General features: G+C 63.4%; 28 protein-coding genes and 3 pseudogenes. 21 read left to right on the forward strand and 10 right to left on the reverse strand.

Annotation, left to right across the window (positions count from 1 at the left end):
* From G3N94_RS42605 to G3N94_RS27120, 4 genes and pseudogenes are all read left to right on the forward strand, one after another.
* Positions 1-105, forward strand: a pseudogene (locus G3N94_RS42605) (glyoxalase); the annotation flags it as partial.
* Positions 102-797, forward strand: coding sequence for a YoaK family protein (locus G3N94_RS27110; RefSeq protein ID WP_205795611.1), 696 nt, complete (start codon positions 102-104; stop codon positions 795-797). The pseudogene G3N94_RS42605 and the gene G3N94_RS27110, both read left to right, overlap by 4 nt.
* A 92-nt stretch (positions 798-889) precedes the next feature.
* The gene (locus G3N94_RS27115; RefSeq protein WP_205795612.1) at positions 890-2,491 is read left to right on the forward strand and encodes an alginate export family protein; all 1,602 of its coding nucleotides are present in this window, start codon (positions 890-892) and stop codon (positions 2,489-2,491) included.
* 753 nt (positions 2,492-3,244) lie between these two features.
* Positions 3,245-4,153 carry an AraC family transcriptional regulator gene (locus tag G3N94_RS27120; RefSeq protein ID WP_205795613.1) on the forward strand — a complete coding sequence of 303 codons (909 nt, stop codon included), beginning with the start codon at positions 3,245-3,247 and terminating at the stop codon, positions 4,151-4,153.
* A gap of 10 nt (positions 4,154-4,163) precedes the next feature.
* Here the strand turns inward: G3N94_RS27120 and G3N94_RS27125 are convergent, their stop codons facing one another.
* Complete coding sequence (locus tag G3N94_RS27125; protein WP_205795614.1) at positions 4,164-5,204, reverse strand: cyclic nucleotide-binding protein; 1,041 nt, start codon at positions 5,202-5,204, stop codon at positions 4,164-4,166.
* 301 nt (positions 5,205-5,505) lie between these two features.
* Between G3N94_RS27125 and G3N94_RS27130 the strand changes: the two genes are divergently transcribed.
* A complete protein-coding gene (locus G3N94_RS27130) occupies positions 5,506-6,393 on the forward strand; it encodes an AraC family transcriptional regulator (RefSeq protein ID WP_205795615.1) in 888 nt (295 codons plus the stop codon).
* A 66-nt stretch (positions 6,394-6,459) separates the two neighbouring features.
* Here the strand turns inward: G3N94_RS27130 and G3N94_RS27135 are convergent, their stop codons facing one another.
* Positions 6,460-7,389, reverse strand: a complete 930-nt coding sequence (locus G3N94_RS27135) for a LysR family transcriptional regulator (protein ID WP_205795616.1) — start codon at positions 7,387-7,389, stop codon at positions 6,460-6,462.
* A gap of 103 nt (positions 7,390-7,492) precedes the next feature.
* Between G3N94_RS27135 and G3N94_RS27140 the strand changes: the two genes are divergently transcribed.
* The 3 genes from G3N94_RS27140 (at position 7,493) to G3N94_RS27150 (ending at position 10,794) form a co-directional block, all read left to right on the forward strand.
* Entirely contained in the window at positions 7,493-8,695 is a 1,203-nt protein-coding gene (locus G3N94_RS27140) for an MFS transporter (protein WP_205795617.1), read from the forward strand.
* 112 nt (positions 8,696-8,807) lie between these two features.
* Entirely contained in the window at positions 8,808-9,614 is an 807-nt protein-coding gene (gene dkgB / locus G3N94_RS27145; protein WP_205795618.1) for a 2,5-didehydrogluconate reductase DkgB, read from the forward strand.
* A gap of 64 nt (positions 9,615-9,678) precedes the next feature.
* Entirely contained in the window at positions 9,679-10,794 is a 1,116-nt protein-coding gene (locus G3N94_RS27150) for an alkene reductase (protein ID WP_205795619.1), read from the forward strand.
* On the opposite strand, the gene G3N94_RS42610 is transcribed toward G3N94_RS27150, so the two are convergent.
* Positions 10,764-11,246: a hypothetical protein gene (locus tag G3N94_RS42610; RefSeq protein ID WP_241022096.1), complete on the reverse strand. Its 483-nt coding sequence runs from the start codon at positions 11,244-11,246 to the stop codon at positions 10,764-10,766. The two genes, G3N94_RS27150 and G3N94_RS42610, sit on opposite strands and share 31 nt — an antisense overlap.
* 31 nt (positions 11,247-11,277) lie before the next feature.
* On the opposite strand from G3N94_RS42610, the gene G3N94_RS27155 reads away from it, so the two are divergent.
* From G3N94_RS27155 to G3N94_RS27170, 4 genes and pseudogenes are all read left to right on the forward strand, one after another.
* The gene (locus G3N94_RS27155; protein WP_241022097.1) at positions 11,278-11,877 is read left to right on the forward strand and encodes an AraC family transcriptional regulator; all 600 of its coding nucleotides are present in this window, start codon (positions 11,278-11,280) and stop codon (positions 11,875-11,877) included.
* Between the two features lie 96 nt (positions 11,878-11,973).
* Positions 11,974-12,168, forward strand: coding sequence for a type II toxin-antitoxin system VapB family antitoxin (locus G3N94_RS27160; protein ID WP_095400851.1), 195 nt, complete (start codon positions 11,974-11,976; stop codon positions 12,166-12,168).
* Positions 12,165-12,569, forward strand: coding sequence for a PIN domain nuclease (locus tag G3N94_RS27165; RefSeq protein WP_205795621.1), 405 nt, complete (start codon positions 12,165-12,167; stop codon positions 12,567-12,569). The genes G3N94_RS27160 and G3N94_RS27165 overlap by 4 nt, the downstream gene beginning before the upstream one ends.
* A gap of 18 nt (positions 12,570-12,587) precedes the next feature.
* Positions 12,588-12,674 (forward strand): annotated as a pseudogene (locus tag G3N94_RS27170) (IS5/IS1182 family transposase); the annotation flags it as partial.
* Positions 12,675-12,804: 130 nt separating this feature from the next.
* Here the strand turns inward: G3N94_RS27170 and G3N94_RS27175 are convergent.
* From G3N94_RS27175 to G3N94_RS27205, 7 genes are all read right to left on the reverse strand, one after another.
* Positions 12,805-13,194 carry a carboxymuconolactone decarboxylase family protein gene (locus tag G3N94_RS27175; RefSeq protein WP_205795622.1) on the reverse strand — a complete coding sequence of 130 codons (390 nt, stop codon included), beginning with the start codon at positions 13,192-13,194 and terminating at the stop codon, positions 12,805-12,807.
* Between the two features lie 124 nt (positions 13,195-13,318).
* A complete protein-coding gene (locus G3N94_RS27180) occupies positions 13,319-14,731 on the reverse strand; it encodes a cytosine permease (protein ID WP_205795623.1) in 1,413 nt (470 codons plus the stop codon).
* 110 nt (positions 14,732-14,841) lie between these two features.
* Positions 14,842-16,311, reverse strand: a complete 1,470-nt coding sequence (locus G3N94_RS27185) for an aldehyde dehydrogenase (protein WP_205795624.1) — start codon at positions 16,309-16,311, stop codon at positions 14,842-14,844.
* 12 nt (positions 16,312-16,323) lie between these two features.
* Complete coding sequence (locus tag G3N94_RS27190) at positions 16,324-17,361, reverse strand: LLM class flavin-dependent oxidoreductase (protein ID WP_205795625.1); 1,038 nt, start codon at positions 17,359-17,361, stop codon at positions 16,324-16,326.
* Between the two features lie 11 nt (positions 17,362-17,372).
* Positions 17,373-18,308 (reverse strand): flavin reductase, encoded by a 936-nt coding sequence (locus G3N94_RS27195; protein WP_205795626.1) that lies wholly within the window; start codon positions 18,306-18,308, stop codon positions 17,373-17,375.
* 1 nt (position 18,309) lies between these two features.
* Positions 18,310-19,185 carry an alpha/beta hydrolase gene (locus G3N94_RS27200; RefSeq protein WP_346778736.1) on the reverse strand — a complete coding sequence of 292 codons (876 nt, stop codon included), beginning with the start codon at positions 19,183-19,185 and terminating at the stop codon, positions 18,310-18,312.
* Positions 19,097-19,699, reverse strand: coding sequence for an amino acid synthesis family protein (locus G3N94_RS27205; protein ID WP_205795627.1), 603 nt, complete (start codon positions 19,697-19,699; stop codon positions 19,097-19,099). The genes G3N94_RS27200 and G3N94_RS27205 overlap by 89 nt, the downstream gene beginning before the upstream one ends.
* A 110-nt stretch (positions 19,700-19,809) precedes the next feature.
* On the opposite strand from G3N94_RS27205, the gene G3N94_RS27210 reads away from it, so the two are divergent.
* The 9 genes and pseudogenes from G3N94_RS27210 to G3N94_RS27250 form a co-directional block, all read left to right on the forward strand.
* Complete coding sequence (locus tag G3N94_RS27210) at positions 19,810-20,100, forward strand: DUF1330 domain-containing protein (protein ID WP_205795628.1); 291 nt, start codon at positions 19,810-19,812, stop codon at positions 20,098-20,100.
* Between the two features lie 122 nt (positions 20,101-20,222).
* Positions 20,223-20,909, forward strand: a complete 687-nt coding sequence (locus tag G3N94_RS27215; RefSeq protein WP_205795629.1) for a GntR family transcriptional regulator — start codon at positions 20,223-20,225, stop codon at positions 20,907-20,909.
* Between the two features lie 265 nt (positions 20,910-21,174).
* Positions 21,175-21,606: pseudogene (locus G3N94_RS27220) on the forward strand (flavin reductase); the annotation flags it as partial.
* 176 nt (positions 21,607-21,782) lie between these two features.
* Positions 21,783-22,838, forward strand: coding sequence for an ABC transporter substrate-binding protein (locus G3N94_RS27225; protein WP_205795630.1), 1,056 nt, complete (start codon positions 21,783-21,785; stop codon positions 22,836-22,838).
* Positions 22,839-22,934: 96 nt separating this feature from the next.
* Positions 22,935-23,819 carry an ABC transporter permease gene (locus tag G3N94_RS27230; RefSeq protein WP_205795631.1) on the forward strand — a complete coding sequence of 295 codons (885 nt, stop codon included), beginning with the start codon at positions 22,935-22,937 and terminating at the stop codon, positions 23,817-23,819.
* Position 23,820: 1 nt separating this feature from the next.
* On the forward strand, positions 23,821-24,615 hold the full coding sequence (locus G3N94_RS27235; protein WP_205795632.1) for an ABC transporter permease: 795 nt from the start codon (positions 23,821-23,823) through the stop codon (positions 24,613-24,615).
* 15 nt (positions 24,616-24,630) lie between these two features.
* A complete protein-coding gene (locus tag G3N94_RS27240; protein ID WP_205795633.1) occupies positions 24,631-25,719 on the forward strand; it encodes an ABC transporter ATP-binding protein in 1,089 nt (362 codons plus the stop codon).
* Between the two features lie 14 nt (positions 25,720-25,733).
* Positions 25,734-26,441, forward strand: coding sequence for a GntR family transcriptional regulator (locus G3N94_RS27245; protein ID WP_205795634.1), 708 nt, complete (start codon positions 25,734-25,736; stop codon positions 26,439-26,441).
* A gap of 43 nt (positions 26,442-26,484) precedes the next feature.
* On the forward strand, positions 26,485-26,986 hold a 502-nt coding region (locus tag G3N94_RS27250; RefSeq protein ID WP_205795635.1), incomplete at its 3' end, for an aldehyde dehydrogenase family protein.

Genomic DNA, 26,986 nt, shown 5'->3' on the forward strand with positions numbered 1-26,986 from the left:
GTGGCCGTGCTCGTGCCGCCGTTCACGTCGGACGGGCGCGATGCCGCGATCGTTCAGTTCCCGGGCGGCTATATCGCCGAGATCCACGCGAGCGCGTCGAAATGAAATCCGAGGACACGATCCTTGCCGCGATCGCCGGCTTCGTCGATACGTTGAGTTTCGTCTCGCTGTTCGGGCTGTTCACCGCGCATGTGACGGGCAACTTCGTGCTGATCGGCGCCGGCATCGCGGGCTTCGGCCAGGGCATCTTCCTGAAGCTGATCGTGTTCCCGGCGTTTGTCGGTGGCGTGGTGTTCAGCAGCCTGCTGGTGCGCTCGCTGTCCGATCGGTATGCCCGCCAGGGCGCGCGCGTGCTGAATGCGGTACAGGCCGCGCTGATGCTCGGGTTTTGCGTGGCCGGGGTCTGGGCGACGCCGGTCAGCAGCCCCGACGGCCTGCCGGCCGTCGTCGCGGGCATCCTCGGCGCGTTCGCAATGGGCGTGCAGAACGCGCATCCGCGGCTGATCCAGCGGCCGGGCGTGCCGAATACCGTGATGACGGGCAACGTCACGCAGGCGATTCTCGACGCGGTCGACCTCGTGTCCGCGGGCACGGCCGACAGCGTGCGCGCGGCGGCGCGCGCACGATTCGGCAAGATGATGCCGGCGATCGTCGCGTTCGCGATCGGCGCGGTGGCCGGTGCGCTGGGCTTCCGTCACATCGGCTTCTGGGCGCTGCTCGCGCCGGCATGCGCGCTCGCGTGGCTCGCGGCCGTCACCGGCGAGTACGAGCGTGCGGCTACGGCGGGGCGCACATGATCCGGCGGGGCAGGGAAGGGCGCTTCGCGCGCGTCCAGTGTATGGACGGCGCGGTCACGCACAATCAGAGGTTGGCACAGGCGAGGAAAACCATGGTGTCCACCACAATGCGCAGCCGTCGTTTCGGCACGGCTGCGCGCATGTCGGTTGCCGCTGCGCTCGTGTTCACGGGCGTCGACGTGGCGTGCGCAGATACGACTGCCGCATCGACAGCGGCATCGACTGCTGCATCGACTGCTGCATCGACCTCTGCATCGACTGCCGTATCGACCGCTGCATCAACCGCCGCATCGACCGCAGCATCACCCACCGCATCGACCGCCGCAGAGAGCGTGCCGGCCGATGCGGCCGCAGGCGGCAGCGCGCCGGCATCCACGTGCAACGCCAAGCGACCCGTCGTGTTGTTCAATCGCTGGCAGGAAGACTGGTCGGTGCTCGCGAATCCATGCGTGCCGCGCGCGCCGCTCGACGGTCTCAAGTACCTGCCGCTCGGCGGTGATCCGAAATCCTATCTGTCGCTCGGCGTAAACCTGCGCGAGCGTATCGAAAGCAACAACGCGCCGATGTTCGGCATCGGCTCCGCGCAGTCGGACACCTATCTGATCCAGCGCATCGAGGTTCATGCGGATGCGCATCTGGGCGAGCACTGGCAGTTCTTCGCACAGGTAGCGGATGCGCGCGCGTTCGGCAAGAACACGGTGACACCGGTCGACAAGAACCTGCTCGATCTCGAACAGGCGTTCGTGACCTACACCGGCGGGCTCGGCGGTGGCACGTTCAAGTTTCGCGTCGGCCGACAGCAGATGGCGTTCGACCTGCAGCGCTTCATCTCGGTACGCGACGGCCCGAACGTGCGCCAGTCGTACGACGCGGTCTGGGTCGACTACGAGTACCAGAAATGGCGCTTCATTGCATACGCGACGCAACCGGTGCAGAACCGCAACCAGTCGACATTCGACGACGTGTCGAACCGCGATCTCACGTTCAGCGGCGTGCGCTTCGAGCGGCAGTCGGTCGGGCCCGGCGACCTGTCCGGCTACTGGTCGCGCTACAACCGCAGCAACGCGCATTTCATCGATGCGAGCGGCCCCGAGCACCGCGACGTGTGGGACCTGCGCTATTCCGGCACGCACGGCCGCTTCGATTGGGATATCGAAGCGATGCTGCAGACGGGCACGGTCGGCAACGACACGATCGGCGCGTGGGCGATCGGCTCGATCGCAGGCTACAAGCTCGACCTGCCGTGGTCGCCGCACGTCGCGCTGCAGGTCGACGCAGCGTCGGGCGACCGGCATCCGCACGACGGCCGGATCGAGACCTTCAACGCGCTGTTTCCGAACGGCTATTACTTCACGCTCGCCGGCTATACGGGCTATGCGAACCTGATCCACGTGAAGCCGTCGGTCACGCTCAAGCCGTCCGCGAACCTGTCGCTGCTCGGCGCGCTCGGCTTCCAGTGGCGCGAGACGACCGGCGACGCCGTGTATCAGCAGGCGAATCAGGCCGTGCCGGGCACGGCCGGCAAGGGCGGACTGTGGACGGGGATGTACGTGCAGCTGCGCGCGGACTGGACGATCGCGGCGAACCTGATCGGCTCGATCGAAGCCGTGCACTTCCAGGTGGGCGACGCAATCCGGCAGGCGGGCGGGCACAACGCCGACTATGTCGGCGTCGAGCTCAAGTACGGGTGGTAGACACCGTGGTGCCGGCCCCTGCGGCGTAGCGGCAGTCGCGACCAGCAACCCATGCGCGACGTCCCACGTCAAAGCGTGCGGACGTGGAAGCGCATCGCGCAGCAGCGCGGCGAGCCGGGCCGAGACGGCATCGCCATTCGACAACCGCCCTGCCAACGCATCACGATTGCGTACGCACGCGTGATCCGCCTTCCAAATACCTTGCGTTTGCGTAAGCCTGGCAAGCAGCGCGGCCGCTCAAGACGCGCGTTGCGTCAGCTCAAATGTCGAAATGCGGATACCCGGTTCTAGCCGGAAGCGGAACCACGAATATGAGTGGGAACCGATAACGCACAGCGACCTCGTTCTGCGAACTGCCACCCACCCGGATAGCGTGCGCAATGGCCTACGCAGCCGTCTCCCGGCACGTGAAAAACTAAACCGCATGAAAAGCGCTGCTTGAAGGCCTTACGAATTCATCAGACGTATGGCGACGCGACAGCAGGTATCGCGCCGCGTGCGCGACTGTGCCGGAGCCACCCGGCAAACAGGATGCGAATTGTGCAAAAGCAGGCAAGAATGTTCAAGAAATCATCATCCTGGGCGCTCATCATTCAGTCACCCGCGCATACCGTGCGGTTGGCGCATCGGACGAGGGCGGGCGGGAAGCCTGCTCATGTCGTGGATTGCCCCGTCGTTTGATGGCACGACGCGGCGCGTGTTTGCCACGGAGTTTGAGCAACGGTAACAGTCAATCAATTCTGGAAGCGACATATGGCCCGGAACGTGCAGCCGGCTGCGTCACCCGTAGCCGGCAAGGATTCCCTCGGCTGCCAGTCGAATACCTTCGCGCAAGACTTCGAACGGCAGACAGAGTCGTTCCACTTCTACCGAAAGGCGACACACGACGCGCGATTGTCGCGCGTGACGACGCCCGCGTGCGATCGCGGCGTGCTTGTCGGAATCTCGCTCACCCATGGCCATCGCCGTGCGATCTTTCGCGGACGGCATGCAGCGACGCACGATTTCGCAGTCGATTCAATCTATGTGCGCGACTTTTCCGAAGAGTATCGCGCGGATCTCCACGCGAATTTCGACTTCGTGCTCGTCGAGATCCCGCTTGCAGTCTTGACTGACTTGACCGGACAGCGCGAGGTTCGCGGTATCACACCCGCGGTTGCGCATCATGATCGCCTGTTGGGCCAGATTGGCCGAACGCTCGCGCTCGCGCTGGCTTCCGAGGACGATACGATGCCGTTGTTGCTCGACCATCTCGGCCTTGCGATCGGTACGCACCTGCTTCACACATTCGGGCAATGGCCACGCGGAAGCAGCCCGCGCCACTCGGTGCTATCCGCGTTGCACGAGGCACGCGCGAAAGACATGCTGATGGCCGGCGTGCGCTCGATCGACGAGATTGCAACTGCATGCGGGCTCTCGCGCAGCTATTTCATCAAGGCCTTCAGGGGAGCCACGCAGACCACACCGCACCAGTGGCTGCTCGAACAGCGTGTCGCCTCCGCGAAGGAACTGCTGTTGCGCAGCGATTGGACGCTCGAGCGAATTGCGCTGCACTGCGGTTTCTCGAGCCAGAGTCACTTCACGCAAGCGTTCGCGAAGTTGACCGGCACGCCGCCGGGCGCGTGGCGCCGGCGGGCCGACACAGACATCACGAAGCGTTGAGGCCAACGAGCTATCGTCCGTCGGCACGCAGAAAGTTCAGCACCGCATCGACGGCTGCCGCGCCTTCGATCGCGCTGACGAGGGTCGGACGCAAGTTCGCGCACCGCACGTCGCCGATTGCGAACACGCCAGGCTGTGAGCTTTCGAACGGTGCAGCGCGCATCGAGCCGCGCGCCGATCTTCCGGTGAGCACGAAGCCCCCGGGATTGACGTCGATTGCGCCATCGAGCCACTCCGTATTCGCTCGCATCCGGATCTGCGCGACGTGGCGATTGTAATCGGGACGCAGCGTCGAATTGACGATGACCGAGTGCGTGCGAAGCGAGTCGCCGCCGCGCGATTTGAGGACGAAAGGATAGCTGGCGCAATCGAGGCGCACATACACGCCATGCACGGTCAAGTGCGGACCGATCCGATGCGCGAATTGTGGCGTGAGCGGTTCCGGTTCGCTGTCAATGCCGTAAGGAAGCTGACCATCGACCCATACCGTGTCGAGACCGTGCGCGATCGCTTGCGCGGCGGCGACGAAGCCGGCGAATCCGGTACCGACGATCGCGAGGTCGTAGTCGTGGTGCCACGACAGCGGCACGGTCGTGCGTCGCCAGGACGAGGTGCGCAAAACCGGATTGGCCGCGCGGGCGAACGCGCGCAGGCGGCGCTGCACGAACGTTCGGATGAGAAAGCCGCATATATCGGGATCGTTGCGCAGCAGGCGCTTCAGCATCTTGCGCCCGATCCGCAGCAGGCGGCTTGCGCGCGCGACGACAATCGTCGTCGTTGAACCCGTATTGACCAGCAGATCGAGTTCGCCGCTGAATGCGTGCGTGCCGATCGGAACGCCGGGATACGGGTCATACTCGCGCAGCGCGCCGTCGAGGACCACGTACATCGCGTCGCTGCGAATGCCCTGTTCGCTCAATGGCGTGCCGGCTGGCACGTCACCGATCGTCCCGTATGGCTGTGCGCGCGCGATTCGGTCGTTCGACATCCGGGTCGCGTGACTGTCGAACGATTGGTCCAGACACCGCAGCACGTTCTGGAGTGAATCCATGATGGAATTGGCTGCTTTCAATACGCTAACGGCTGAGTGAAGCGTTCAATCTAACGTGCGCGGCAGGCGGCGTCTTGCTTGTATGACGGAATTTTGGCGGAAAGTCTGCTTTACGCAAAAGGCGTGCAGGCCGAGTGCATGGCAAAGCCACGCGATGTTTCTGAAATGAGTACTACTTTGTTCTATCGATATCATGGCCGTGCGCCTAAGCTTGCGTGTGACAGTGGTTCCGGACGATGTGCTCATCGGAAATCGACAAGCATGCGGGTGGGAGAAGTTCTGACAAACACGGAGCCAGGTGATGAACGTGACGGAATCAATGCCCGCGAGCATCCGGGCTGCGTTCGACGGCGCGTCGATCGAGTCGCTCGACGCGTCAACCGAATTGCATGGCTTCGCGGATTTGACTCGAGTGCGTTATGGTGCCCCGGACTTCGGCGCGGTCGCGCTGGCGGTGTTGCCGGATCAGTACTTGATCGGGATGTCGCTGATTGACACGCACCGCGAGCCATCGAAGGAGGCAGGGCGGCAGTTGGTACGAGCGGGCGTGTGGATCACGCGCGGTGGCGAATGCTACCAGGTGCGGTTGTTGAAGCCGTTCGACCTGCTGTTCGCGTACCTGCCGCAACGCGCGTTGCTCGAGTCGGCGCGTACGACGGGGCGACGCGAGGTTCGCGATCTCGATTGTCCCGGCGGCAAGGCCGACGCGGTCCTGCAATGCCTGTCGAGCGGGCTGCTGACGGCGGCCGCCGGCGACGGGCCAGCCAGTCGGACGGTTGCCGCGCACCTTGCGTATGCCATCCAGCTTCATGTCGTGCAGCGTTACGGTACCACCGCGCGCGCTTTGCCGGCGCACGGGATGCTGGCCGGATGGCAGGTCGAGCGCGCGAAGGCGCTTCTTGTGCAGCACCCGGATTCCGAAATATCCATCTCGAATGTTGCGTCTGCGTGTGGGCTGTCGCGCAGCTATTTCATCAAGGCGTTCCGGCAGACGGTCGGCACGACCCCGCATCGCTGGCTGCTCGAATACAGGATCGAGCGGGTGAAGCAGTGCCTGCGTGCACGCACGGAGCCGATTGCAGATATCGCGCAGCAATTCGGGTTTGCCGATCAGTCCCATCTCACGCGGGTCTTTACCAGTATGGTGGGCATACCGCCGGCTACGTGGCGGCGAGACCGTTGCGTATAGCCTGAAGCACTGAAAAATGGGGCTCAGCGACCACGGGGTCACGACGAGGCGCCATTCAACAGCCAGCTAGGCCTTGTTCGCCCACACCGACGACGGCCGCGCCGACGCATCGCCGTCGATCGCATCAACCAGATAATCGACGAACGACGCAATCCGCGACGAAATCGCGGTGTTCCGGTAATACACCGCATGAATCGGCTGCTGGACATCGAGCGTCTGGCGCGCGAACAACTGCACGAGCCGGCCCGCGTCACGATCCGGCGTGGTCATGAAATCCGACAGGCACACGATACCCGCGCCCTCAAGCGTGAGCTGCCGCAGCGTCTCGCCGCTCGACGACCACACGTCCGGCTCGATGCGGTACGGCTCGCCGTCGGCGCCGAGGATCGGCCACACGTTCAGCGATTCCGGCTGCGTGAAGCCGAGCAGCGTGTGCTTGTCGAGATCCTCGACCTTGCGCGGCTGGCCATGCGCTTCGAGATAGGCGGGACTCGCCAAAATGCGCATCCGGCTGTTGCCGATGTGCCGGCTGTGCAGCGTCGAATCCTTGAGTCGGCCGATCCGGATCGCGACGTCGGTGCGCCGTTCCAGCAAGTCGATGATCCCTTCGTTGCTGTTCAGCTCCAGTTCGACCTTCGGGAACCGTTCGCGGTAGCCGCGCACGAGCGGCACGATCACATGCAGCATGAACGGTGTCGCGGCGTCGACGCGCAGCCGCCCCGACGGCATCTCGCGCCGTGCGAGCATCTGCTCCTCCGCGTTCTCGACCGATTCGATGATCGCGCGGGCATTCTGCAGGAACGCGCGGCCTTCTTCGGTCAGTTCGAGCCGGCGCGTGGTCCGGCGCAGCAGCGTGGTCTTCAGCTTCTCCTCGAGCCGCGCAAGCGTGCGGCTCGTAGCCGACACGGTGAGGTCGAGTTGCTGCGCGGCGGCGGTGATCGAACCGGTGTCGACCACGGCGGCAAAGGCCTGGAGTTCGTCGAGCGTGATCTTCATTGTTGATCTGAAATCAAAACAATTTGGTTTATAGACGCGTTTTTCCACAAAAGTAAAGGCGGCACACTGCGTTCCATCGTCACCGGACCCAGGAACGCCCATCATGCCACTCGCCCTGCTGGCGCTGACCATCAGCGCCTTTGCCATCGGCACCACCGAATTCGTGATCGTCGGGCTGATCCCGACGATCGGCGCCGACCTCGGCGTCAGCCTGCCATCTGCGGGCCTGCTCGTCAGCCTTTACGCGCTGAGTGTCGCGATCGGCGCGCCGCTGCTCACCGCGCTCACCGGCCGCGTGCCGCGCAAGACGCTGCTCGCCGCGCTGATGGCGCTCTTTACCGTCGGCAACCTCGTCGCGTGGCAGGCGCCCGGCTACGCATCGCTGATCGTCGCCCGGATCCTCACGGGCCTCGCGCACGGCGTGTTCTTCTCGGTCGGCTCGATCATCGCCACCACGCTCGTGCCGAAGGACAAGGCCGCGAGCGCGATCGCGACGATGTTCAGCGGGATGACCGTCGCGTTCGTCGCGGGCATTCCGCTCGGCACCTTCATCGGCCAGCATTTCGGCTGGCGCGCGACGTTCCTGATCGTCGCGCTGTTCGGGCTCGTCGCATTCGTCGGCGCGGTCGCGTTCGTGCCGCGCGGGCTGCCGCAAACGCCGCCCGCGCCACTCGCCCGCCAGTTCGGCGTGCTCGCGCAGCCGCGCCTGCTGCTCGTGTACGCGATGACGGCGGTCGGCTACGGCGGCTCGCTGATCGCGTTCACGTACATGGCGTCGCTGCTCGAACAGATCGCCGGCTTCACGCCGTCGCAGGTCAGCCTCGTGCTCGTCGGCTACGGCGTGTCGGTCGCGTTCGGCAACGTGTGGGGTGGCAAGCTCGCTGATCGCGTCGGCCCCGTAAAGGCGCTCAAGCAGATCTTCGTGCTGCTCGCGATCGTACTGCTTGCGCTGACTTTCACGGTTCACGTCAAGTGGCTCGCGGTGCTGACGATGCTCGCGTGGGGCGCCGTTGCATTCGGCAACGTGCCGGGCCTGCAGGTGTACGTCGTCAAGCAGGCCCGCCACTTCGCACCCGACGCCGTCGACGTCGCATCGGGCTTCAACATCGCTGCATTCAACCTTGGTGTCGCGGGCGGCTCGTCGCTCGGCGGCCTGATCGTCGCGCACGATGGCCTCGGCCATACGCCGTGGATCGCCGCGGCCGTCACGCTCGGCGCGTTCGCGCTCACCGCGCTGAGCGGCCGTCTCGACAGCCGCCATGGCCTGCCCGAACGCACGGCCGAACCCGTCGAAGTCGCGCATTGAACTCTTGATTTCGAATCAAATATTTTTGACCGGTAACGGCGTTTATTTCATCAGTCCCGAACGCCAGAATGACTCACCTGCCGACACCGTTCCACTTTCCCAGGAGCTCACGATGAGCAAGATTCCCGCATTCGGCCTCGGTACGTTCCGCCTGCAAGGCCAAATCGTCATCGACTCGGTCCGCAACGGCCTCGAACTCGGCTACCGCGCGATCGACACCGCGCAGATCTATGGCAACGAGGCTGAAGTCGGCGAAGCGATCGCCGCATCGGGCGTGCGCCGCGACGACCTGTTCCTCACGACGAAGATCTGGGTCGACAACTACGCGCCCGACAAGCTCGTGCCGAGCCTCGAAGAAAGCCTCCGGAAGCTGCGCACCGACTACGTCGACCTGACGCTGATCCACTGGCCGGCCCCCGGCAACGGCGTTGCGCTCGACACGTTCATGACCGTGCTCGCCGACGCGAAGGCGAAGGGCCTCACGCGCCGGATCGGCATCTCGAACTTCAACATCGAACTGACGAAGCAAGCGATTGCTGCAGTCGGCAAGGACGCGATCGCGACGAACCAGATCGAGCTGAGCCCGTATCTGCAGAACCGCACGCTCGCCGGGTTCCTGACGCGCGAAGGCATCCACGTGACGTCGTACATGACGCTCGCGTACGGCAAGGTGCTCGGCGACCCGGTGATCGGCGCAATCGCGCAACGCCACGACTCGACGCCGGCGCAAGTCGCGCTCGCATGGGCGCTGCAGCTCGGCTACTCGGTGATTCCGTCGTCGACGAAGCGCGAGAACCTCGCGAGCAACCTGCTCGCGCAGACGCTGCGCCTGACCGACGAAGACATCGCGCAGATCGCCGCGCTCGATCGCAACGGCCGTGAAGTCGACCCCGCCGGCCTCGCGCCGAAGTGGGACTGAACGCGCTGCCCGCCATTTGATCCGTCCGCGGCTCGCCGGCCGCGGCATCGACAGGACATCCCTCATGAACCAGGATCCGCTCTTCCAACCGTTGCAACTCGGCGCGCTGACGCTGCCGAACCGCATCGTGATGCCGCCGATGACGCGTTCGCGCGCCAGCCAGCCCGGCGACGAAGCCAACGCACTGATGGCCGCGTACTATGCGCAACGCGCGAGCGCCGGCCTGATCGTCAGCGAAGGCACGTACATCGCGCCGCTCGGCAAGGGCTACGCATGGACGCCCGGCATTCACACGGCGGCGCAGGTCGCCGGCTGGCGCAAGGTGACGGACGCCGTGCATGCCGCGCACGGCCGCATCTTCGCGCAGCTCTGGCATGTCGGCCGGCTGAGTCACACGAGCCTGCTCGGCGGCCGGCCGCCCGTGTCGTCGTCGCCGATCCAGGCGAAGGGCGTGAACGTGTTCGTCGCCGGCGACGACGGCACCACGCCGGGTTTCGTGCAGGCCTCCGAGCCGCGCGCGCTGTCGATCGACGAGATTCGCGAGATCGTCGACCAGTACCGCGCCGCCGCGCGTAACGCGATCGACGCGGGCTTCGACGGCGTCGAGCTGCACGGCGCGAACGGCTATCTCGTGAACCAGTTCATCGACTCGAACGCGAACACGCGCACCGACGCGTACGGTGGCTCGCTCGAGAACCGGCTGCGCTTCCTGCGCGAAGTCACGCTGGCGCTGATCGAGGGTACGGGCGCCGCGTCGCGCGTCGGCATTCGCGTCGCGCCGCTGACCACGCTGAACGGCTGCGTCGACGACGATCCGGAAACGACTTACCTCGCCGCTGCGAAGCTGCTCGGCGAGCTCGGCGTCGGCTACCTGCACATCGCGGAAGCCGACTGGGACGACGCGCCGCTGATGCCGGCCGAATTCAAGCGAAAGCTGCGCGCTGCGTATCCCGGGGTGCTGATCTACGCGGGCAAGTACACCGCCGAGCGCGCGCGCGAAGCGCTCGCCGCAGGCTGGGCCGACCTCGTCGCGTTTGGCCGGCCGTTCGTCGCGAACCCTGACTTGCCCGAGCGCCTGCGCATCGGTGCGCCGCTCGAACCGTACGACCGCAACACGCTGTTCGGCGGCGGCGAGCGGGGCCTGACCGACTACCCGACGCTCGCGCAGGCTGCGGCCTGAGCGGCAGGCCAGCGCACTTCGCGATTGCTCAGATTGCTCATGAGAATCGCGCGCCCGTCCTGCCTGCGTTCCCGCACCGCGCCGCTGTGCAACAGGTATCGGGAGATCCCAAACGATGAAGCCATGGCCACGACTGATGTGGCCCGGGAAAGTGGCATCCGCTGATTCGACGCTTTGACAGATACGGAGCAATTGATGAACGTAATGGAATCAATGCCCGCGAGCATCCGGGCTGCATTCGACGGCGCGTCGATCGAGTCGCTCGACGTGTCAACCGAATTGCATGGCTTCGCGGAATTGACTCGAGTGCGCTGTGGCGTACCGGACTTCGGCGCAGTCGCGCTGGCGGTGTTGCCGGATCGGTACTTGATCGGGATGTCGCTGATCGATACGGACTGCGAGGCGTCGACGGAGGCAGGGCGGCAGATGGTACGGGCGGGCGTGTGGATCACGCGCGGCGGCGAATGCTACCAGGCGAGGTTGTTGAAGCCGTTCGACCTGCTGTTTGCGTCCCTGCCGCAACGCGCGTTGCGCGAGTCGGCACGCACGACGGGGCGACGCGAGGTTCGTGATCTCGATTGTCCCGGCGGCAAGGCAGACGCGGTCCTGCAAAGCCTGTCGAGCGGGCTGCTGACGGCGGCCGCCGGCGATGGGCCCGCCAGTCGAATGGTTGCCGCGCACCTTGCCTATGCCATCCAGCTTCATGTCATTCAGCGTTACGGCACCACCGCGCGCGCTTTGCCGGCGCACGGGATGCTGGCGGGATGGCAGGTCGAGCGCGCAAAGGCGCTCCTTGTGCAGCACCCGGATTCCGAAATATCCATCTCGACAGTTGCATCTGCATGCGGGCTGTCGCGCAGCTATTTCATCAAGGCATTCCGGCAGACGGTCGGCACGACCCCGCATCGCTGGCTGCTCGAATACAGGATCGAGCGGGTGAAGCAGTGCCTGCGTGCACGCACGGAGCCGATTGCAGAGATTGCGCAGCAATTCGGTTTTGCCGATCAGTCTCATCTCACGCGGGTCTTTACCAGTCTGGTGGGCATACCGCCGGCTACGTGGCGGCGCGGGCGGTGCGAATAGTATGAGCGACCCGGCGAACATGGGGTACATCTGGGCGATGCTGGTACGCGGGAATGTGTATAATTTCATTAATCCATACACATTGTGAGATACGCCATGCGTACCAACATTGAAATCGACGACAAGTTGATGGCCGAGGCACTTGCCGCGACTGGTGTCAAAACCAAGCGGGAAGCCGTCGAGCTCGGTCTGAAGACGATCATCAGGCTCAAACAGCAAGAGCAGATTCGCCAGTTTCGCGGAAAACTCCACTGGGAAGGTGATCTCGACGCCATGAGGACCGATCGATGACGCTCGTGGATTCGAGCGTCTGGATTGACTATTTCCGTGGCAAGGTTTCGCCGGAAACCAACAAGCTTGACGCTTTGCTGGGCAAGGAGGCGCTGTTGTCTGGCGACCTGATCGTGGCAGAAGTGTTGCAGGGTTTCTCGGCTGAATCCGAATTCAATGTGGCCCGCCAGCTGATGACGACGCGCTTGAATGTTGTGTCGCTGGTCGGTACCGACAACGCCGTCCAGGCCGCACGAAATTATCGTGACTTGAGAGCACGAGGCGTAACGGTCCGCAAGACCATCGACACGCTGATCGCGACTTACTGTATTGAGAATGGCGTTTCGCTGCTGTACAGCGATCGGGACTTCGATCCATTCGTCCAATATCTGGGTCTTCGATCAGCCCTTCTGGATGACTGATCGAAGCCAGGTGACGCGTGGCGCCGCTCGCGCGACTGGCAGCAGGCCGGCGTATGGAATCCGCTGCACGAACTCCTTCTCGCGAAACTGCGCGCAGCGGATCGCCGGACCATCAGTTCAAACGATATGTCGGAGGACAAAGCATACGTCGGTGCAGCCTTTCAAACACGAGATGCCGAATTGCCGTCCATGTTGCTGACACCGGCCCGCGCTAACTATTTTCACCCTTCGGCGCTCACTTCAACACCCCTTCGGCCACCAGCACTTCGTGCGCAGCCTTGAACGCGCTCAGGCCATGCGGGATGCCCGAGTAAGCGGTTGCATGCAAAAGCGTCGCCTTGATTTCATCGACGCTCACACCGGTGTTGAGCGCACCCTTGACGTGCAGCTTGAGTTCGTTGGTATGACCGGCAGCCGTCAACATCGCGAGGTTGAGCAGGCTGCGCGTCTTGCGATCGAGCGTCTCGTCACCCCATGCCCATCCCCAGGCCCATGCAGTCGTTGCGCGCTGGAACGCCATCATGAAGGCATCGGCCTTTTCCATCGAAGCATCGACATATTCGGCGCCGAGCACTTCCCGGCGAATCGGCATGCCTTTCTGAAACAGCGCATCGTCTTCGTTCATGATTCAACTCCTCTGTTGACGCAAGTGCGTCTTTAAAAGCCTGTTGCCACCGTTTGCACGAGATGGGAGAACCGGACCCGTGCGCCATTGCGCGCCGGACCGCACCGACGAGCGTCTACCCCATTCACTCCAGAGCCTCGGCGGCTGCCGGACACGTGCGGCGGGAACGCGAAGCGTCCTTCGACGCAAACAGATAGCAGGCCAGCGCAGTGACGACGAGGCCCACCATCCAGGAGACGTCAGCGCCACCGAGCACCGATGCCCAAGGGCCGTGGAAGAAACTCTCTTCCATGAACGGCACCTGGACGGCAATGCCGAACACGTAGATCGCAATCGCCCTGAAGTTGAACGATCCGTACATACCGCCGTTGGCGCTGATGATTTCCGCGACCCGATAGTGCCGGTTGTTGACGAGATAGAAGTCGATCAGATTGATCGCAATCCAGGGCGCCAGAACGATACGCATCGCGAAGATCGCGTTGAGGAAGATCGCGATGAAGTTGCTCGACGCCCACAGCGCGGTCGCGGTCGACGCCACCAGCAGCACCGTCGATACGACGACGCGAACGCTTCGGCCGGGAACCCAGTGGGGCCGGAATGTCTGCGCGGCCGTGATGAAGGACAGCACCGCGCCATACAGATTCATCCCGTTGTGGCCGATGATATTGACCAGAAAAAGAAAGATCAGAACGTAGCCGAACACGCCGGTCTGATCGCGGATCGCCTGCATCGCGTCCGTGGAGTGCCCGGTGCTGACGGCAAGCACGCCGAACAGGAACGCGAAGATCGTGCCCAGCGACGTGCCGAAGTACGTGTACGCAAAGGTCTTCGCGAATCCGGTGGAAGCCGGAAGATAGCGCGAATAATCGGACGTATAAGGGGCAAAGCTGATCTGCCATACCGCGCACAGTCCGAACATCGCGAACCAGTTGGCGAGATCGAAATGGCCTTGCTGGAAGATCCGGGCGTCGAGGCTCGGCGCCATCAGCGCGATGCCGACGACGAGTGCGCCGCCCATGAACCACGCGCCCACCTTGTTGAAGCGATGAATGAAGTGACAGCCGATCACGCCGACCAGCGTCGCGAGCACGGCGCCGATGACCGTCGCGACCGGCACGGGCACCGAAGGCGCCGCGGTATGGAGCGTCCTGCCCGCGAGGATGATGTTCGAAACGAAGAAGCCGAGGTAGATCAGCGTGGTGAATCCCACCACCAGCAGAGACCCGTATCGACCGAACTGGGCCCGGCTCTGGATCATCTGCGGCACGCCTACCAGCGGTCCTTGCGCGGACGTGAGCGCATGGAAAATCGCGCCGAAGAATTGCCCGGCCGCGATGGCGACAATCGCGCTCACCAGATCGAGGTGGAACACCAGCACCGACGTGGCGCCGGAAATCACGGCCAGCGGCGCGACATTCGTGCAGAACCACAACGTGAACAGATCGGCGGGCTTTCCATGCCGAGCGTCCGAAGCAACATACTCGATCGAGTTGCTTTCGATGGCCAGAAGGTTGTTATCGTTTTCCGGGTGTTTCATTCCGTCTCCATCTTTATTGCCCGGCCATGCCGGACCACGCGCGTTTTTGTGCGCGGCTCGGCATGGCCTCTGCGGCTTTGTATCGGTACTGCGGGTGAATACGCCCTTGCTTAACGCATCACGAACGGATCGCTGATCGGCTCGTCCGACGTGCGAAGCCACACGGACTTCGTCGTCGTGTATTCGAGCGCGGCGCTCAGGCCACCTTCGCGGCCGTGTCCGGACAGGCCGAAGCCGCCGAACGGCACGAGCGGCGAAACCGCCCGATAGGTGTTGATCCAGACGATGCCCGAGCGCACGCGCTTCGACACGCGGTGAGCGCGCGTGAGATTGGTCGTGAAAATGCCGGCTGCGAGACCATAGGCCGTGCTATTGGCTTTTTCGATCGCTTCCTGTTCGGATTCGAACGTGTCCACCGACAGCACCGGACCGAACAGTTCCGTCGTGATGCTGTCGGCATTTTCGACGCCGGTGCAGTCCAGAATCGTGGGCGCGTAGTAAAACCCGTCGCGCTCCAGCTTCTTGGCACCGGCGAGCACTTTGGCGCCTTGACGCACGGAGCTCGCGACGACCGCCTCGATGTTGCGAAGCTGCCGCTCCGTGCATAGCGGCCCGTACTCCGTCTCCATCTCGTTGGGTAAGCCCACGCGAATACGCGAAACGCGTTCGATCAGCAGCGCAAGGAACCGCTCCTTGACGGAGGCCTCGATCAGCAGACGCGAACCCGCCACGCAGCTTTGGCCGCTCGCTGCAAAAATCGCGGCGACCTGCGCATTCACCGCGCTCTGGATATCGGTATCGGCGAAGACGATGAACGGCGACTTGCCGCCGAGTTCGAGCGACACCTTCGCGAGGTTGTTGGCCGTGTTCCTGACGATATGGCGCGCAGTCTCGGGGCCGCCGGTGAAGGCGACCTTGTCCACGCCGGGGTGGCTACTCAGCACCGCACCGCATTCCGGGCCGAAGCCGGTAATGACGTTGACGACACCCGGCGGGAATCCCGCGTCGTGCACGAGGCGCGCGAACTCGAGCAACGGGCCCGGCGCTTCCTCGGATGCCTTGAGCACCACCGTGCAGCCGGCAGCGAGGGCCGGCCCGACCTTGACCGCGGACAGGAACAGCTGGCTGTTCCAGGGCACGATTGCGGCGACCACGCCGACGGGCTGCCGTTCGAGCCAGACCTGCATGTCGGGCTTGTCGACGGGGATGCTGCTGCCTTCGAGCTTGTCGGCAATGCCTGCGTAGTAGCGGTAATACTCGGCGACATAGGCGATCTGGCTCGACGTTTCCCGGATGATCTTGCCGGTATCGTTCGTTTCAATTTCAGCGAGTCGCGGCGCAGCCTGTTCGACGAGATCGGCGAGCCTGTACAGCAGCTTGCCCCGCGCCGATGCGGAAAGACCGGCCCATTGCGGATCGGTCAGCGCGCGGCCGGCCGCCGCGACCGCGCGGTTGACCTCGTCGGTGCGGGCTTCCGGCATCTGCGCCCACACCGCGCCGGTCGCCGGATTCACGCTGGCGAACGTCGCGGCGCCGGGCTCGAACCGGCCGTCGATATACAGCTGAAAATGCACATTCATGGCATCAGGACCTTATTGGAACGCGGGCATCACGTCGCGGATCATCCGTTCAAGCGAAGCCTTCTTGCGCTCGAAGCTCATGCCGGTGTCGATCCAGAACGAGTACTCGTCGAAGCCGAGCGCTTCGTAAGCCTTCAGACGCGAAATGACCTCCGCGGGCGTGCCGATGACGTTGTTCTTGCGCATTGCGTCCGGTGTATAGAACGGGTGAGCGGCGATTTCCTCGTTGCTCAGCGGCTTGATCATCCCGAGGCTGATCGGACGCTCGTTCTTGAACCACGCGCCGAAGTAGTTGTAGAACACGTTGACTTCGTCGGCGGCCCGTTGCGCGTCGTCCTCGCTGCTGGCCACATAGGTGTGACGCAGCAGCATGATCTGCGGGCGCGGCACGTTGCTGAACTTCTCGCACGCGGCGTTGAAGTGGCCGACGAGCTTCTCGACTTCCTCGTCGCCCAGGTGCAGCGGCGTGACCTGCACGTTGCAGCCGTTGGCCACCGCGAACTCGTGGCTGTTCGGGTCGCGCGCAGCCACCCAGATCGGCGGATGCGGTTGCTGCAGCGGCAGCGGCGACGAGGTCGTCGACGGGAATTTCCAGAACTCGCCTTCGTGCGCGTAATCGCCTTCCCACAGCTTCTTCACGGCCGGAATGAGTTCGCGCATGCGCTGGCCCGCGCCCCACGCATCGAGCCCCGGCATCAGGCGCTCGTATTCGAACGAGTAGGCGCCGCGCGCGATCCCGAGTTCGAGACGGCCGCCCGTGATGATGTCGGTCATCGCGGCTTCGCCGGCGAGCTTGATCGGATGCCAGAACGGCGCGATGACCGTGCCCGTGCCGAGCCGCACGCGCTTCGTCTTGTTCGCGAGATCGGCGAGGTTGATGAATGGATTGGGCGCGATCGTGAAGTCCATGCCGTGATGCTCGCCGGTCCAGACGGCGTGCATGCCGCCGCGATCGGCGATCTGGCACAGCTCGACCATCTCGTCGTACAGCTGCTTTTGGCTGGTCTGGTCGGAGACGCGCTCCATGTGAACGAAAAGCGAAAAACGCATGATGTGACCTTTCAGGAAAGAAGCGGGCGGACGGTGCCGGTGCTGTGGTCGCCGAAGTAGAGGCCGTAGCTCTTCAACTGGCTCTCCTTGCGATAGCGCCCGAGCATGCTGGCCAGTGCGCTGTCCTGGAACGCTTCGGTCTCGATGTCGTCGAGGCTCACGAATTCGCCCGCGACGGCAACTTCGTCCGGTGCGCTGCAGAGGAACGAGATGTACTGGTAGTGCGTTTCGGTATTGTTGTAGACCGAATAGATGAAGCTTGCCGATGCGTCCGGCTGGTATTGCCTGAAGATGTCGGCGAGCGCCTTGTCGGCGCCTTCGTTGCCGATCTCCTTCGCAGGCAGTGCCCACTTGTTGTCGGCAGACTTGACCATGAGCACTTTGTCGTCACGCGTGATGATCGCGCTCACGATGACCTTCGGGCCGGCGATGACTTCGGCCGACAGCTTGGCTGGCGTGAAATAGCCGCCGCGGTAGTAGCCGAGGCCCGCATACCCTGCCGAATGGAACGCCTCGACCTTGCCGATCAGGAGTGCGTGATCGCCCGCATCGATCACCGCGTGCGTCGTGCAGTCGAACCAGGCGCTGACGTCGTCGATGAGCGGATTGCGATGAGCGCTCAGGTGCCAGTCGACCTTCGCGAAGCGATCGTCGCTGGGCCGGGCAAAGGTGTTGGACAACTCCTTTTGCCCTTCGGCGAGGATATTGATCGCGAAATGGCCCGTGGTGGAAAACGTCTGGAAATTGCTCGACGTCTTCGCGATGCTCACGAGCAGCAGCGCGGGGTCCAATGACACGGACGAGAACGAATTCGCGGTGAAGCCGAGCGGCTGGCCATCTTCGCGAACCGTGGTGACGATCGTCACGCCGGTCATGAACGCGCCGAACGCATCGCGCAGCTCCCGCGTATTGATCGTGGGGGCTTCCTTGCTGGTTGCTTGGCTCATATCACACTTCCGATTTCAGGTTTTCCGCCTGTGGCTCGGTCTGCAACCAGGCACGCAGGGCGCGATTGACTTCTTCGGGCGCGGTAAGGTTCACCATGTGGCGCTCGTTTTCGATCACGACGGCCTTGCCGTGATGCGCGGCCTGCGCCATCTGCATGGCCATCTCCGGTGTCGAATTCGGGTCGTCCGACCCGGTGAGCACGAGAGCCGGGCAGGCAATTTTGTGCCAGCCGTCCGCATACACATCGTCGCCCTTCGCGAACGCCGTGTACGCCGTCGCGTAGCCCGCCAGGTCGACGGACTGCAGCCATGATTCGACCTTTTGCGCAGCGGCTTGCTGTGCTTCCTCGGCATTGAACCAGCGTCGCAGCGGCGTTTCCACGTCGATGGTCCCCGAGCGCAGTTCGGCGGCGCGTTGCAGGACGGCTTCGCGCGCCTGCTCCGTGCGTCGGTACACGCCATTCAGGACTGCCACGCGTTTGACCAGGTCAGGCCGCGTGACGGCAACGCCGGCGGCAATCAGCGAGCCCATCGAGTGGCCAGCCAGGTTGACGGAGCCGGCGTGAAGCGCCTCGATGAACTCGATCGCCCACTGTACGAACTGCTGCAGGTCGGCGTCGGTGTCGAGCGCGTCGCTCGTGCCGTGGCCCGGCATGTCGACCGAGATCACGCGGAAATCGCGCGACAAGTCGTCGATTTGCGGATACCACGCGCTTGCCTGCATGCCCACGCCGTGAATCAGGACCAGCGGTTCGCCGGCACCCTGATCGAGATAGTGGGCGACGCGATTATTGGACAGCTGCAGGGTTCTTGACGTCATTTCCGAGCTCTGCGAGATCTTTGTAGCGGTCGCCAATGCGGTGATGCGGACGGCCACCGGTTGCCGCGCCAATGGCAATGACCAGTTCGTCGGCCGCCGGTGCGTCGGGAATCGCAAACTGGAGCGTCAGATAGTGCGAGCGGCGGCCCTCGTCGTTCTTGTCCATCATCGGGATCAGCAGGGGCGAATTGGCCGGGCCGCGCGTGTTGTTGAACGCGAGGTAAGACTTCGCGCCGACGGCCGTGCGATAGGTGTTGCCGAAGTGCAGCGTGTGGATCAGCGCGGACGCATGCTCGATTTCACCGTCGAGGCCGACGATTGCACTCTTGCCGAACGCTTCGACGGCTTCGCCCGAACCGGCTTCGTCGAGGATCAGCTTGGTCAGGTGTTCGCTGAGTTGCGGCGCGAGCGCGCGAATCTCCGGCGACAGGTCCTCGACATAACCGCGGCCTGCCCACGGGTTCTTGATCACTGCGACCGCCCCGATCATCTTCAGCGGCTTTGCAGCGACCCTGTCGCCATCGACGTAGACGGTTTCGACATGGAGGACGGATTTCCGAATCAGGCTCATGGCACCTTCCTTTCGTGCGTTGATTGTGGAGTTCATTGTGGTATACCATGTTACGGCATGCCATGAGTGTTAACCCTTGCCGGAAAAATTCTCGAGAGTGGAGGTGGAAAATGACTGCGTACTGGATTGCCCACGTGACGGTGCTTGATCCCGCGAAATACAAGGACTACACGGAGATCGCGCCGCAGGCGTTCAGGAAGTTCGGCGCCGTTTTCCTGGCCCGGGGAGGCGCGTCGCAGGTTCTGGAGGGGGAGTCGTTCGAGCGCCACGTGGTGATCCGGTTTGCCGATATGCAAACGGCGCTCGCGTGCTATCACTCGCCCGAATATCAGGCGGCCAAGTCAAAGCGGGACGGGCATTGCAGAGCGCAGGTCGCGATCGTCGAGGGCTTGGGGGACTGACGACGCTGCAACGCCGTCGATATGGAAAGCGCGATGACAGTTAGGTCATAATATGGCATTCCATGTCTGCAGCCGGCTCGTGCCCGGTTGCAGGCCAAATATCCGTTTCCAGAGTGCCACCCATGCAAGACCTCAAAATCGACCGCAATGCCAAGACCTTGCGCGAGCTGACGCTCGACAAACTGCGCGGTGCGATCGTGCAAGGCTATTTCCGGCCGGGTGCGCGGCTCGTCGAGCGCACGCTGTGCGACGAGCTCGGCGTGAGCCGCACGGTGGTGCGCGAGGTGCTGCGACATCTGGAGACCGAAGGGCTGGTCGAGACCGTGTCGCGACAAGGGCCGGTGGTGGCGCGGCTCGATCCGGAGCAGGTTGGCGAGATCTATGAGTTGCGCGGCCTGCTCGAAGCCAATGCCGCGCGCGCGTGCGCCGAGGGCGCGACACCTGAAGTCGTGCGGCAGTTGCGCGAGGTCCGCGCGGTGATCGAGGAAGCGTTCGAAAAGCGGGAGCTGCCGCGCGTGCTCGAGTACACCGAACGCTTCTATGAAACGCTGTTCGAGGCGGCCGGAAAGCAGGTGTCGCTGACGGTCGTCAAGACGCTCAACGCGCGCATCAACCGGTTGCGCGCGTTGACCATCGCGATGCCGGGGCGCGGCGGCGACTCGAATACCGAGATGAACCGCTTGCTCGATGCGATCGAGCGGCGCGACGGCGACGCGGCTTCGGCGGCGTCGGCCGCACACATCAAGCGGGTTTCCGAGCTGGCGTTGCAGGCGCTCGCCCAACAGGAAGAGGCCGTGGGCGATAGCTGACGGGTTTCGCAGCGCGAGATTCGACGCGCACGGATTGACATGGAAGGCCGCCGGCACAAAACGCCGGCGGCCTTTTGTTTTGCCTGCTGATTCGACTCATGGTATTCCATAATACGTTGAGCATTGTTGTGGGCCATAAGATGGAATACCATAATCTCATCGGGTAACGCAGCGATCACGGGAGAACGCCATGGCTGAGTCGATGACCGGACAAACCGCGGAACAGGCAGGCAGCGCGCCCGGATTGCGTCGCGTGCCTGGCGCGCGCGCCCATGTGGGCGCGATTCTGGAACATCGCGACGGGCTTGTGCTCGTGGACACGGCGCAAGGTCTGCGGTTGCCGACCGGCATCAGGCTCGAGCCCGCGAGTGATCGGGCGAGCCTGCGCGGCGTGCTCGCGAAGCTCGGCCTCAACGCGCATCTCGACTTCCTCTTTGCCGTGTTCGAGGCGGGCGACGAGCAGGAGCCGGGCGTACACATCTATTACCGCGGTCGCGTGATTCACACCGGTTCGCCCTGGTTCGACGACAGCATCCGCATCGTGCCGCTCTCGCAGATCCCGTGGAACGAAATAACCGACGCCGCCGTGCGTTCGATGCTCGAACGCTATGTGCGCGAACGCAGACAGGACGCGTACGGCATCTATGTCGGCGATACGGAAGCCGGAACGGTGCAGACGCTTGCCCTTGCGCATTGAGGGCATCTACCGAAATCTGCGAGCCACGTGTGGGCTGCACTGGAGCGACGCGGCGAAGCGATGAAAAACAAGATCATGAAGCCGGCGCGGCTTGCGCCGCCGGCCCGAGTATGCGTGTTCGAATGACCGCCGTCCCGGTGGTTGCGACACCTGACCGTTTCCCTTGGAGAGAGACCATGAGCAGCAGAGGCATCCCACGTTTTGTATCGTCGCGTTTCGCATACTTCGCACCTTTGGCCGCACTCTGCGCGACGACGCTGGCCGCTGCACCGGCACCGGCCGCGGAGCCGATCGTGTTCACGAGCTGGGGCGGCACGACACAATCGTCGCAACAAAAGGATTGGGCGCAGCCATTTACGCAGGCGAGCGGCGTCAACGTGCTGATGGACGGACCGACCGACTACGGCAAGCTCAAGGCGATGGTCGACAGCGGTAACGTCAACTGGGACGTGGTGGACGTGGAGGGCGACTTCGCGTACGCGGCCGCGCAGGCTGGTCTCGTCGAGCCGATCGATTACTCGGTGGTGAAGAAAGACGAACTCGATTCGCGTTTCTCGACGACCCATGCGGTGGGAAGCTTCTATTATTCGTTCGTGCTCGGCTTCAACAAGTCGAGCTTCAAGGGCGCGCAACCGCAGTCGTGGGCCGACCTGTTCGATACGAAGAAATTCCCGGGCAAGCGGACGCTTTACAAGTGGTCCGCGCCCGGCGTACTCGAAATCGCGCTTCTGGCCGACGGCGTGCCGGCGAACAAGCTCTATCCGCTCGACCTCGACCGGGCATTCAGGAAGCTCGACACGATCAAGGGCAACATCGTGTGGTGGAGCGGCGGCGCACAATCGCAGCAACTGCTCGCGTCCGGCGAGGCGCCGATGGGCATGTTCTGGAACGGGCGCCTGCATGCGCTCGCACAGACCGGCGTACCGGTCGGCATTTCATGGAACCAGAACCTGACGGCCGCCGACATGCTCGTGATTCCCAAGGGCGCGAAGCACAAGGCCGAAGCGATGAAGTTCCTCGCGGCGGCTACGAATGCCCAGGCGCAGGCCAAATTCGCAGCGGATACAGGTTACGCGCCGATCAACGTGAAGTCGGCGGCGATGATGCCGGCCGCGGTGGCGAAAACGTTGCCGGATCAGTACAAGGACTCGCAGATCAACCTGGACATGAAGTACTGGGCCGATCACCGCGATGCAATTGCGAAGCGCTGGTATGCGTGGCAATCGAAGTAGTACGAATCGAAATCATGGCAATCGAAGCAGGCATGCGTCGACCCGGCGATGACGCAGGCTGCGCATAGCAGAAACAGGAGACATGCAGGAGACACCATGCCAAACGTTCTGAGTTCCGTCGCGCATCCACCGGCGAAGACCCCACGCCGGCGGCCCGACTGGCGCAACATCCGCTTGCTGATCCCGGCGATGTTGCTTCTCGCGATTTTCTTCTTGCTGCCCGTGCTGTCGCTGCTGTTGCGCAGCGTGCTCGAGCCCGCGCCCGGCTTGCAAAACTACGTGCAGCTGCTCGGTTCGACCACGTACCTGCGCGTGTTCGGGAACACGTTTCTGGTCGCGACCGTCGTGACGGTGGTGACCGTCGCGATCGGCTTTCCGACGGCCTGGCTGCTCGCAATCGCGCCACGAAAGCTGAGTTCGATACTGTTCTCGATCCTGCTGCTGTCCATGTGGACTAACCTGCTGGCACGTACGTTTGCGTGGATGGTCCTGCTGCAGGCGACCGGGCCGATCAACCGGATGTTGATGGCTGTCGGCATCATCAACGAGCCGCTGGCGCTGGTGAACAACCTTGTCGGTGTGACGATCGGCATGACCTACATCATGCTGCCGTTCCTCGTGATGCCGCTGCATGCGACGCTGCGCAGCATCGATCCGTCCACGCTGCGCGCTGCGGCGGTTTGCGGGGCGAGCCGCTGGCAGGCTTTCTGGCGCATCCTCGTCCCGCTCGCGATGCCTGGCATTGCTTCGGGCGCGTTGATGGTATTCGTGATGGCGCTCGGCTACTTCGTGACACCCGCGTTGCTCGGCGGCGCGCAATACATGATGCTGGCCGAACTCATCGCGCAACTCGTTCAACAACTGCTGAACTGGGGGCTTGCCGGCGCAGCCGCACTGGTGCTGCTCGCGGTGACGCTTTCGCTTTATGGGCTACAGCTGCGCTTCACGGGTGCAGCGCGTGCCGGTATGGGAGGTCGCTGACATGTTGCTGGATTTCGACCGTCTGGGTGCGTTGCGCTGGCTGTTGCTGTCAGTCGGTGGCGCGGTCACCCTGTTTCTTCTGCTCCCGATCCTGTTCATCGTCGCGCTGTCATTCGGCGATTCGCAGTGGCTGATCTTCCCGCCCCCGGGCTGGACACTGGATTGGTACCGCCAGTTGTTCACCGACGCAGGCTGGCTCGATTCGCTGATGACGAGCGCCAAGCTTGCAGTCATCGTGACCGTGCTGTCGGTGCTGATCGGCTTTCTCGCATCGCTGGCGCTGGTGCGCGGCAAGTTCCGTGGGCGCGCTGCCGTGCAGGCATTCTTCCTCACACCGATGGTGCTGCCGGTGGTCGTGCTGGCCGTGGCGCTCTATGCATTCGTGCTGCGCGTTGGCCTGGACGGCACGATGACGGGCTTCGTGATTGGCCACCTGATCATCGCGTTGCCGTTCTCGATCATTTCGATCAGCAATTCCCTGTCGAGCTTCGACACCGCACTCGAAGACGCGGCATTGATCTGCGGTGCGTCGCCGCTCGAAGTCAAGCTGCGCGTCACGATACCCGCGATCCGGCTGGGCTTGTTCGCGGCCGCGATCTTCTCGTTTCTCGCGTCATGGGACGAAGTGGTGGTATCGATCTTCATGTCGAGCCCGACCTTGCAGACGCTCCCCGTACGGATCTGGGCGACGCTGCGCCAGGACCTGACGCCTGTTGTCGCAGCCGCATCTTCGCTGCTGGTCGGATTGACGACTGTTTTGATGTTGGCGGGCGCGCTGCTGCGCCGCGCACGATAGTGAGGTGACCGAGCCATGACTTCCGCATTCCTGCAAATCCAGCGCCTGCGCAAGACCTACGACGATGTCGTCGCGATCGACCAGGTATCGCTCGATGTCCGAAAGGGCGAATTCATGACGTTCCTGGGGCCGTCGGGCTCAGGCAAGAGTACAACGCTTTATATCGTGGCCGGTTTTCAGGAGCCGACCGAGGGCCGGGTGCTGCTCGATGGCAAACCCCTCCTCTCCGTTGCGCCGAACAAACGCAATATCGGTATGGTGTTCCAGCGCTATACGCTGTTTCCGCATTTGACCGTCGGCCAGAACGTCGCATTTCCGTTACGGGTTCGCCGCCTGCCGGAATCGGACATCAGGAAGAAAGTCGAGAAGATGCTGGAGCTGGTCCATCTTTCGGAGTTCCGTGACCGCATGCCGGCGCAGTTATCCGGCGGGCAGCAGCAACGCGTGGCGATCGCACGTGCGCTCGCCTACGATCCACCGGTTCTGCTGATGGATGAACCGCTGTCGGCCCTCGACAAGAAGTTGCGCGAGGAGATCCAGCTTGAACTGCGCCGCATTCACCAGGAAACCGGCGTCACCATTCTTTACGTGACGCACGACCAGGAGGAGGCGCTGCGCCTGTCGGACCGCATTGCCGTGTTCAACAAGGGTTGCATCGAGCAATGCGGTACCGGTGAGGAACTCTATGCCAATCCCGCCTCACGTTTTGTCGCAAACTTCATCGGCAATTCCAATTTTCTGCCGGTGCGTGTCACATCGAGCAGCACAACGCAATCGAGCGCCGTGTTTCCGAGTGGCCACGAAGTGGCAACCGCGGGCAATTCCACCGTCGCCATCGGCGGAGATGGCACGTTGATGGTTCGCCCCGAGCAGATGCGCATCCGTGCGGCCAATGCGGTGCAAGGCACGGTCGGCTTGCCGGTGACCGTTCGTGACATCACGTATCTTGGCGATGCGATGCATTACTCGGTCACGACACCGTGGGAGCAGGATATATCTGTCCGGATGCCGGCCGGCGATCATCGGGACAGCGGCATTGTCGTCGGTACACATGCGCTGGTGGACTGGGACGCACGTGACGTGCGTCTGTTTGCGCAGGCATGAACCGGTAGTCGGCGATGCACGAATCATTTCCATCCCTGAAGGTCGAGCGCAGCAAGACCACGCTGAGGGAACTCGCCCTCGAGAAAATGCGCACGGCCATCCTTGACGCGCGTTTCCTGCCGGGCGATCGGCTTGTCGAGCGGACGTTGTGCGAAGAACTCGGTGTGAGCCGTACCGTCGTACGCGAGGTGTTGCGCCACCTGGAAGCCGAGGGGCTCGTCGATACGGTGCCTAACCAGGGGCCCATTGTCGCTGTGCTCGATCTCGACAGGGCCGCCGAGATCTACGAGATTCGGGGCTTGCTGGAGGGGGAGGCAGCTTCGGCGTGTGCGCGGTATGCCGATGAACGGACGATTGCGGATCTGGAAGAACTGATCGACAGAATCCGGGATGCATTCGAAAGTCAGGATTACCGCAGCGTTCGGACGCTTACCTCTTCCTTTTACGAGCGCATGTTCGTCGCAGGGAAAAAGCAGGTAGCGTGGGAAATCGTGCAGTCGCTGATGGCGCGGATCAATCGCCTGCGGGCGATGACGATTGCGTCGGACGACCGTGGTCGCCAGGCGGTTCAGGAGATGCGCCAGATTCTGTCGGCGATACGGGCCGGAAACGCGGCGGGTGCGCGTGAGGCCGCGATTGCACATGTAAGCAGGGTCGCCGACATTGCCCGAACCCTGCTGGGGGAAGGGCAGGAGCACGCGATGTGGAAACACGCTGGATGATGGCGTGGACCTGTCAATCAGGTTGACTGAACAAGGAACGATAATGGAATTTGCAAGTTCGTTAAAGGATCCGGCGCTGTTTCGCCAGCAAGCATACGTGAACGGCCAATGGCAGGCCGCAGCGAGCGGCGAAACCTTCGAAGTCCTGAACCCGGCGACGGGAGGCCTGGTCGGCACGGTGCCGGCGATGGGCGCAGCCGAGACGCGCCAGGCGATCGACGCCGCGAATGCCGCGTGGCCGGCATGGCGCAAGAAGACCGCGAAGGAACGCGCAGCGATCCTGCGCAAGTGGCACGACCTGATGATGGAAAACGCCGACGACCTCGCGCTGATCCTGACGACCGAGCAAGGCAAGTCGCTGGCCGAGGCGAAGGGCGAGATCGGCTACGCGGCGTCGTTCCTCGAGTGGTTCGCGGAAGAAGGCAAGCGCGTGTACGGCGACACGATCCCGACGCCGGCGAGCGACAAGCGCATCGTCGTGACGAAGGAAGCGATCGGCGTGTGCGCGGCGATCACGCCGTGGAACTTCCCGGCGGCGATGATCA

Origin of the sequence: Burkholderia sp. Ac-20353, assembly GCF_017104785.1 — a bacterium.
Classification (GTDB): Bacteria; Pseudomonadota; Gammaproteobacteria; order Burkholderiales; family Burkholderiaceae; genus Burkholderia.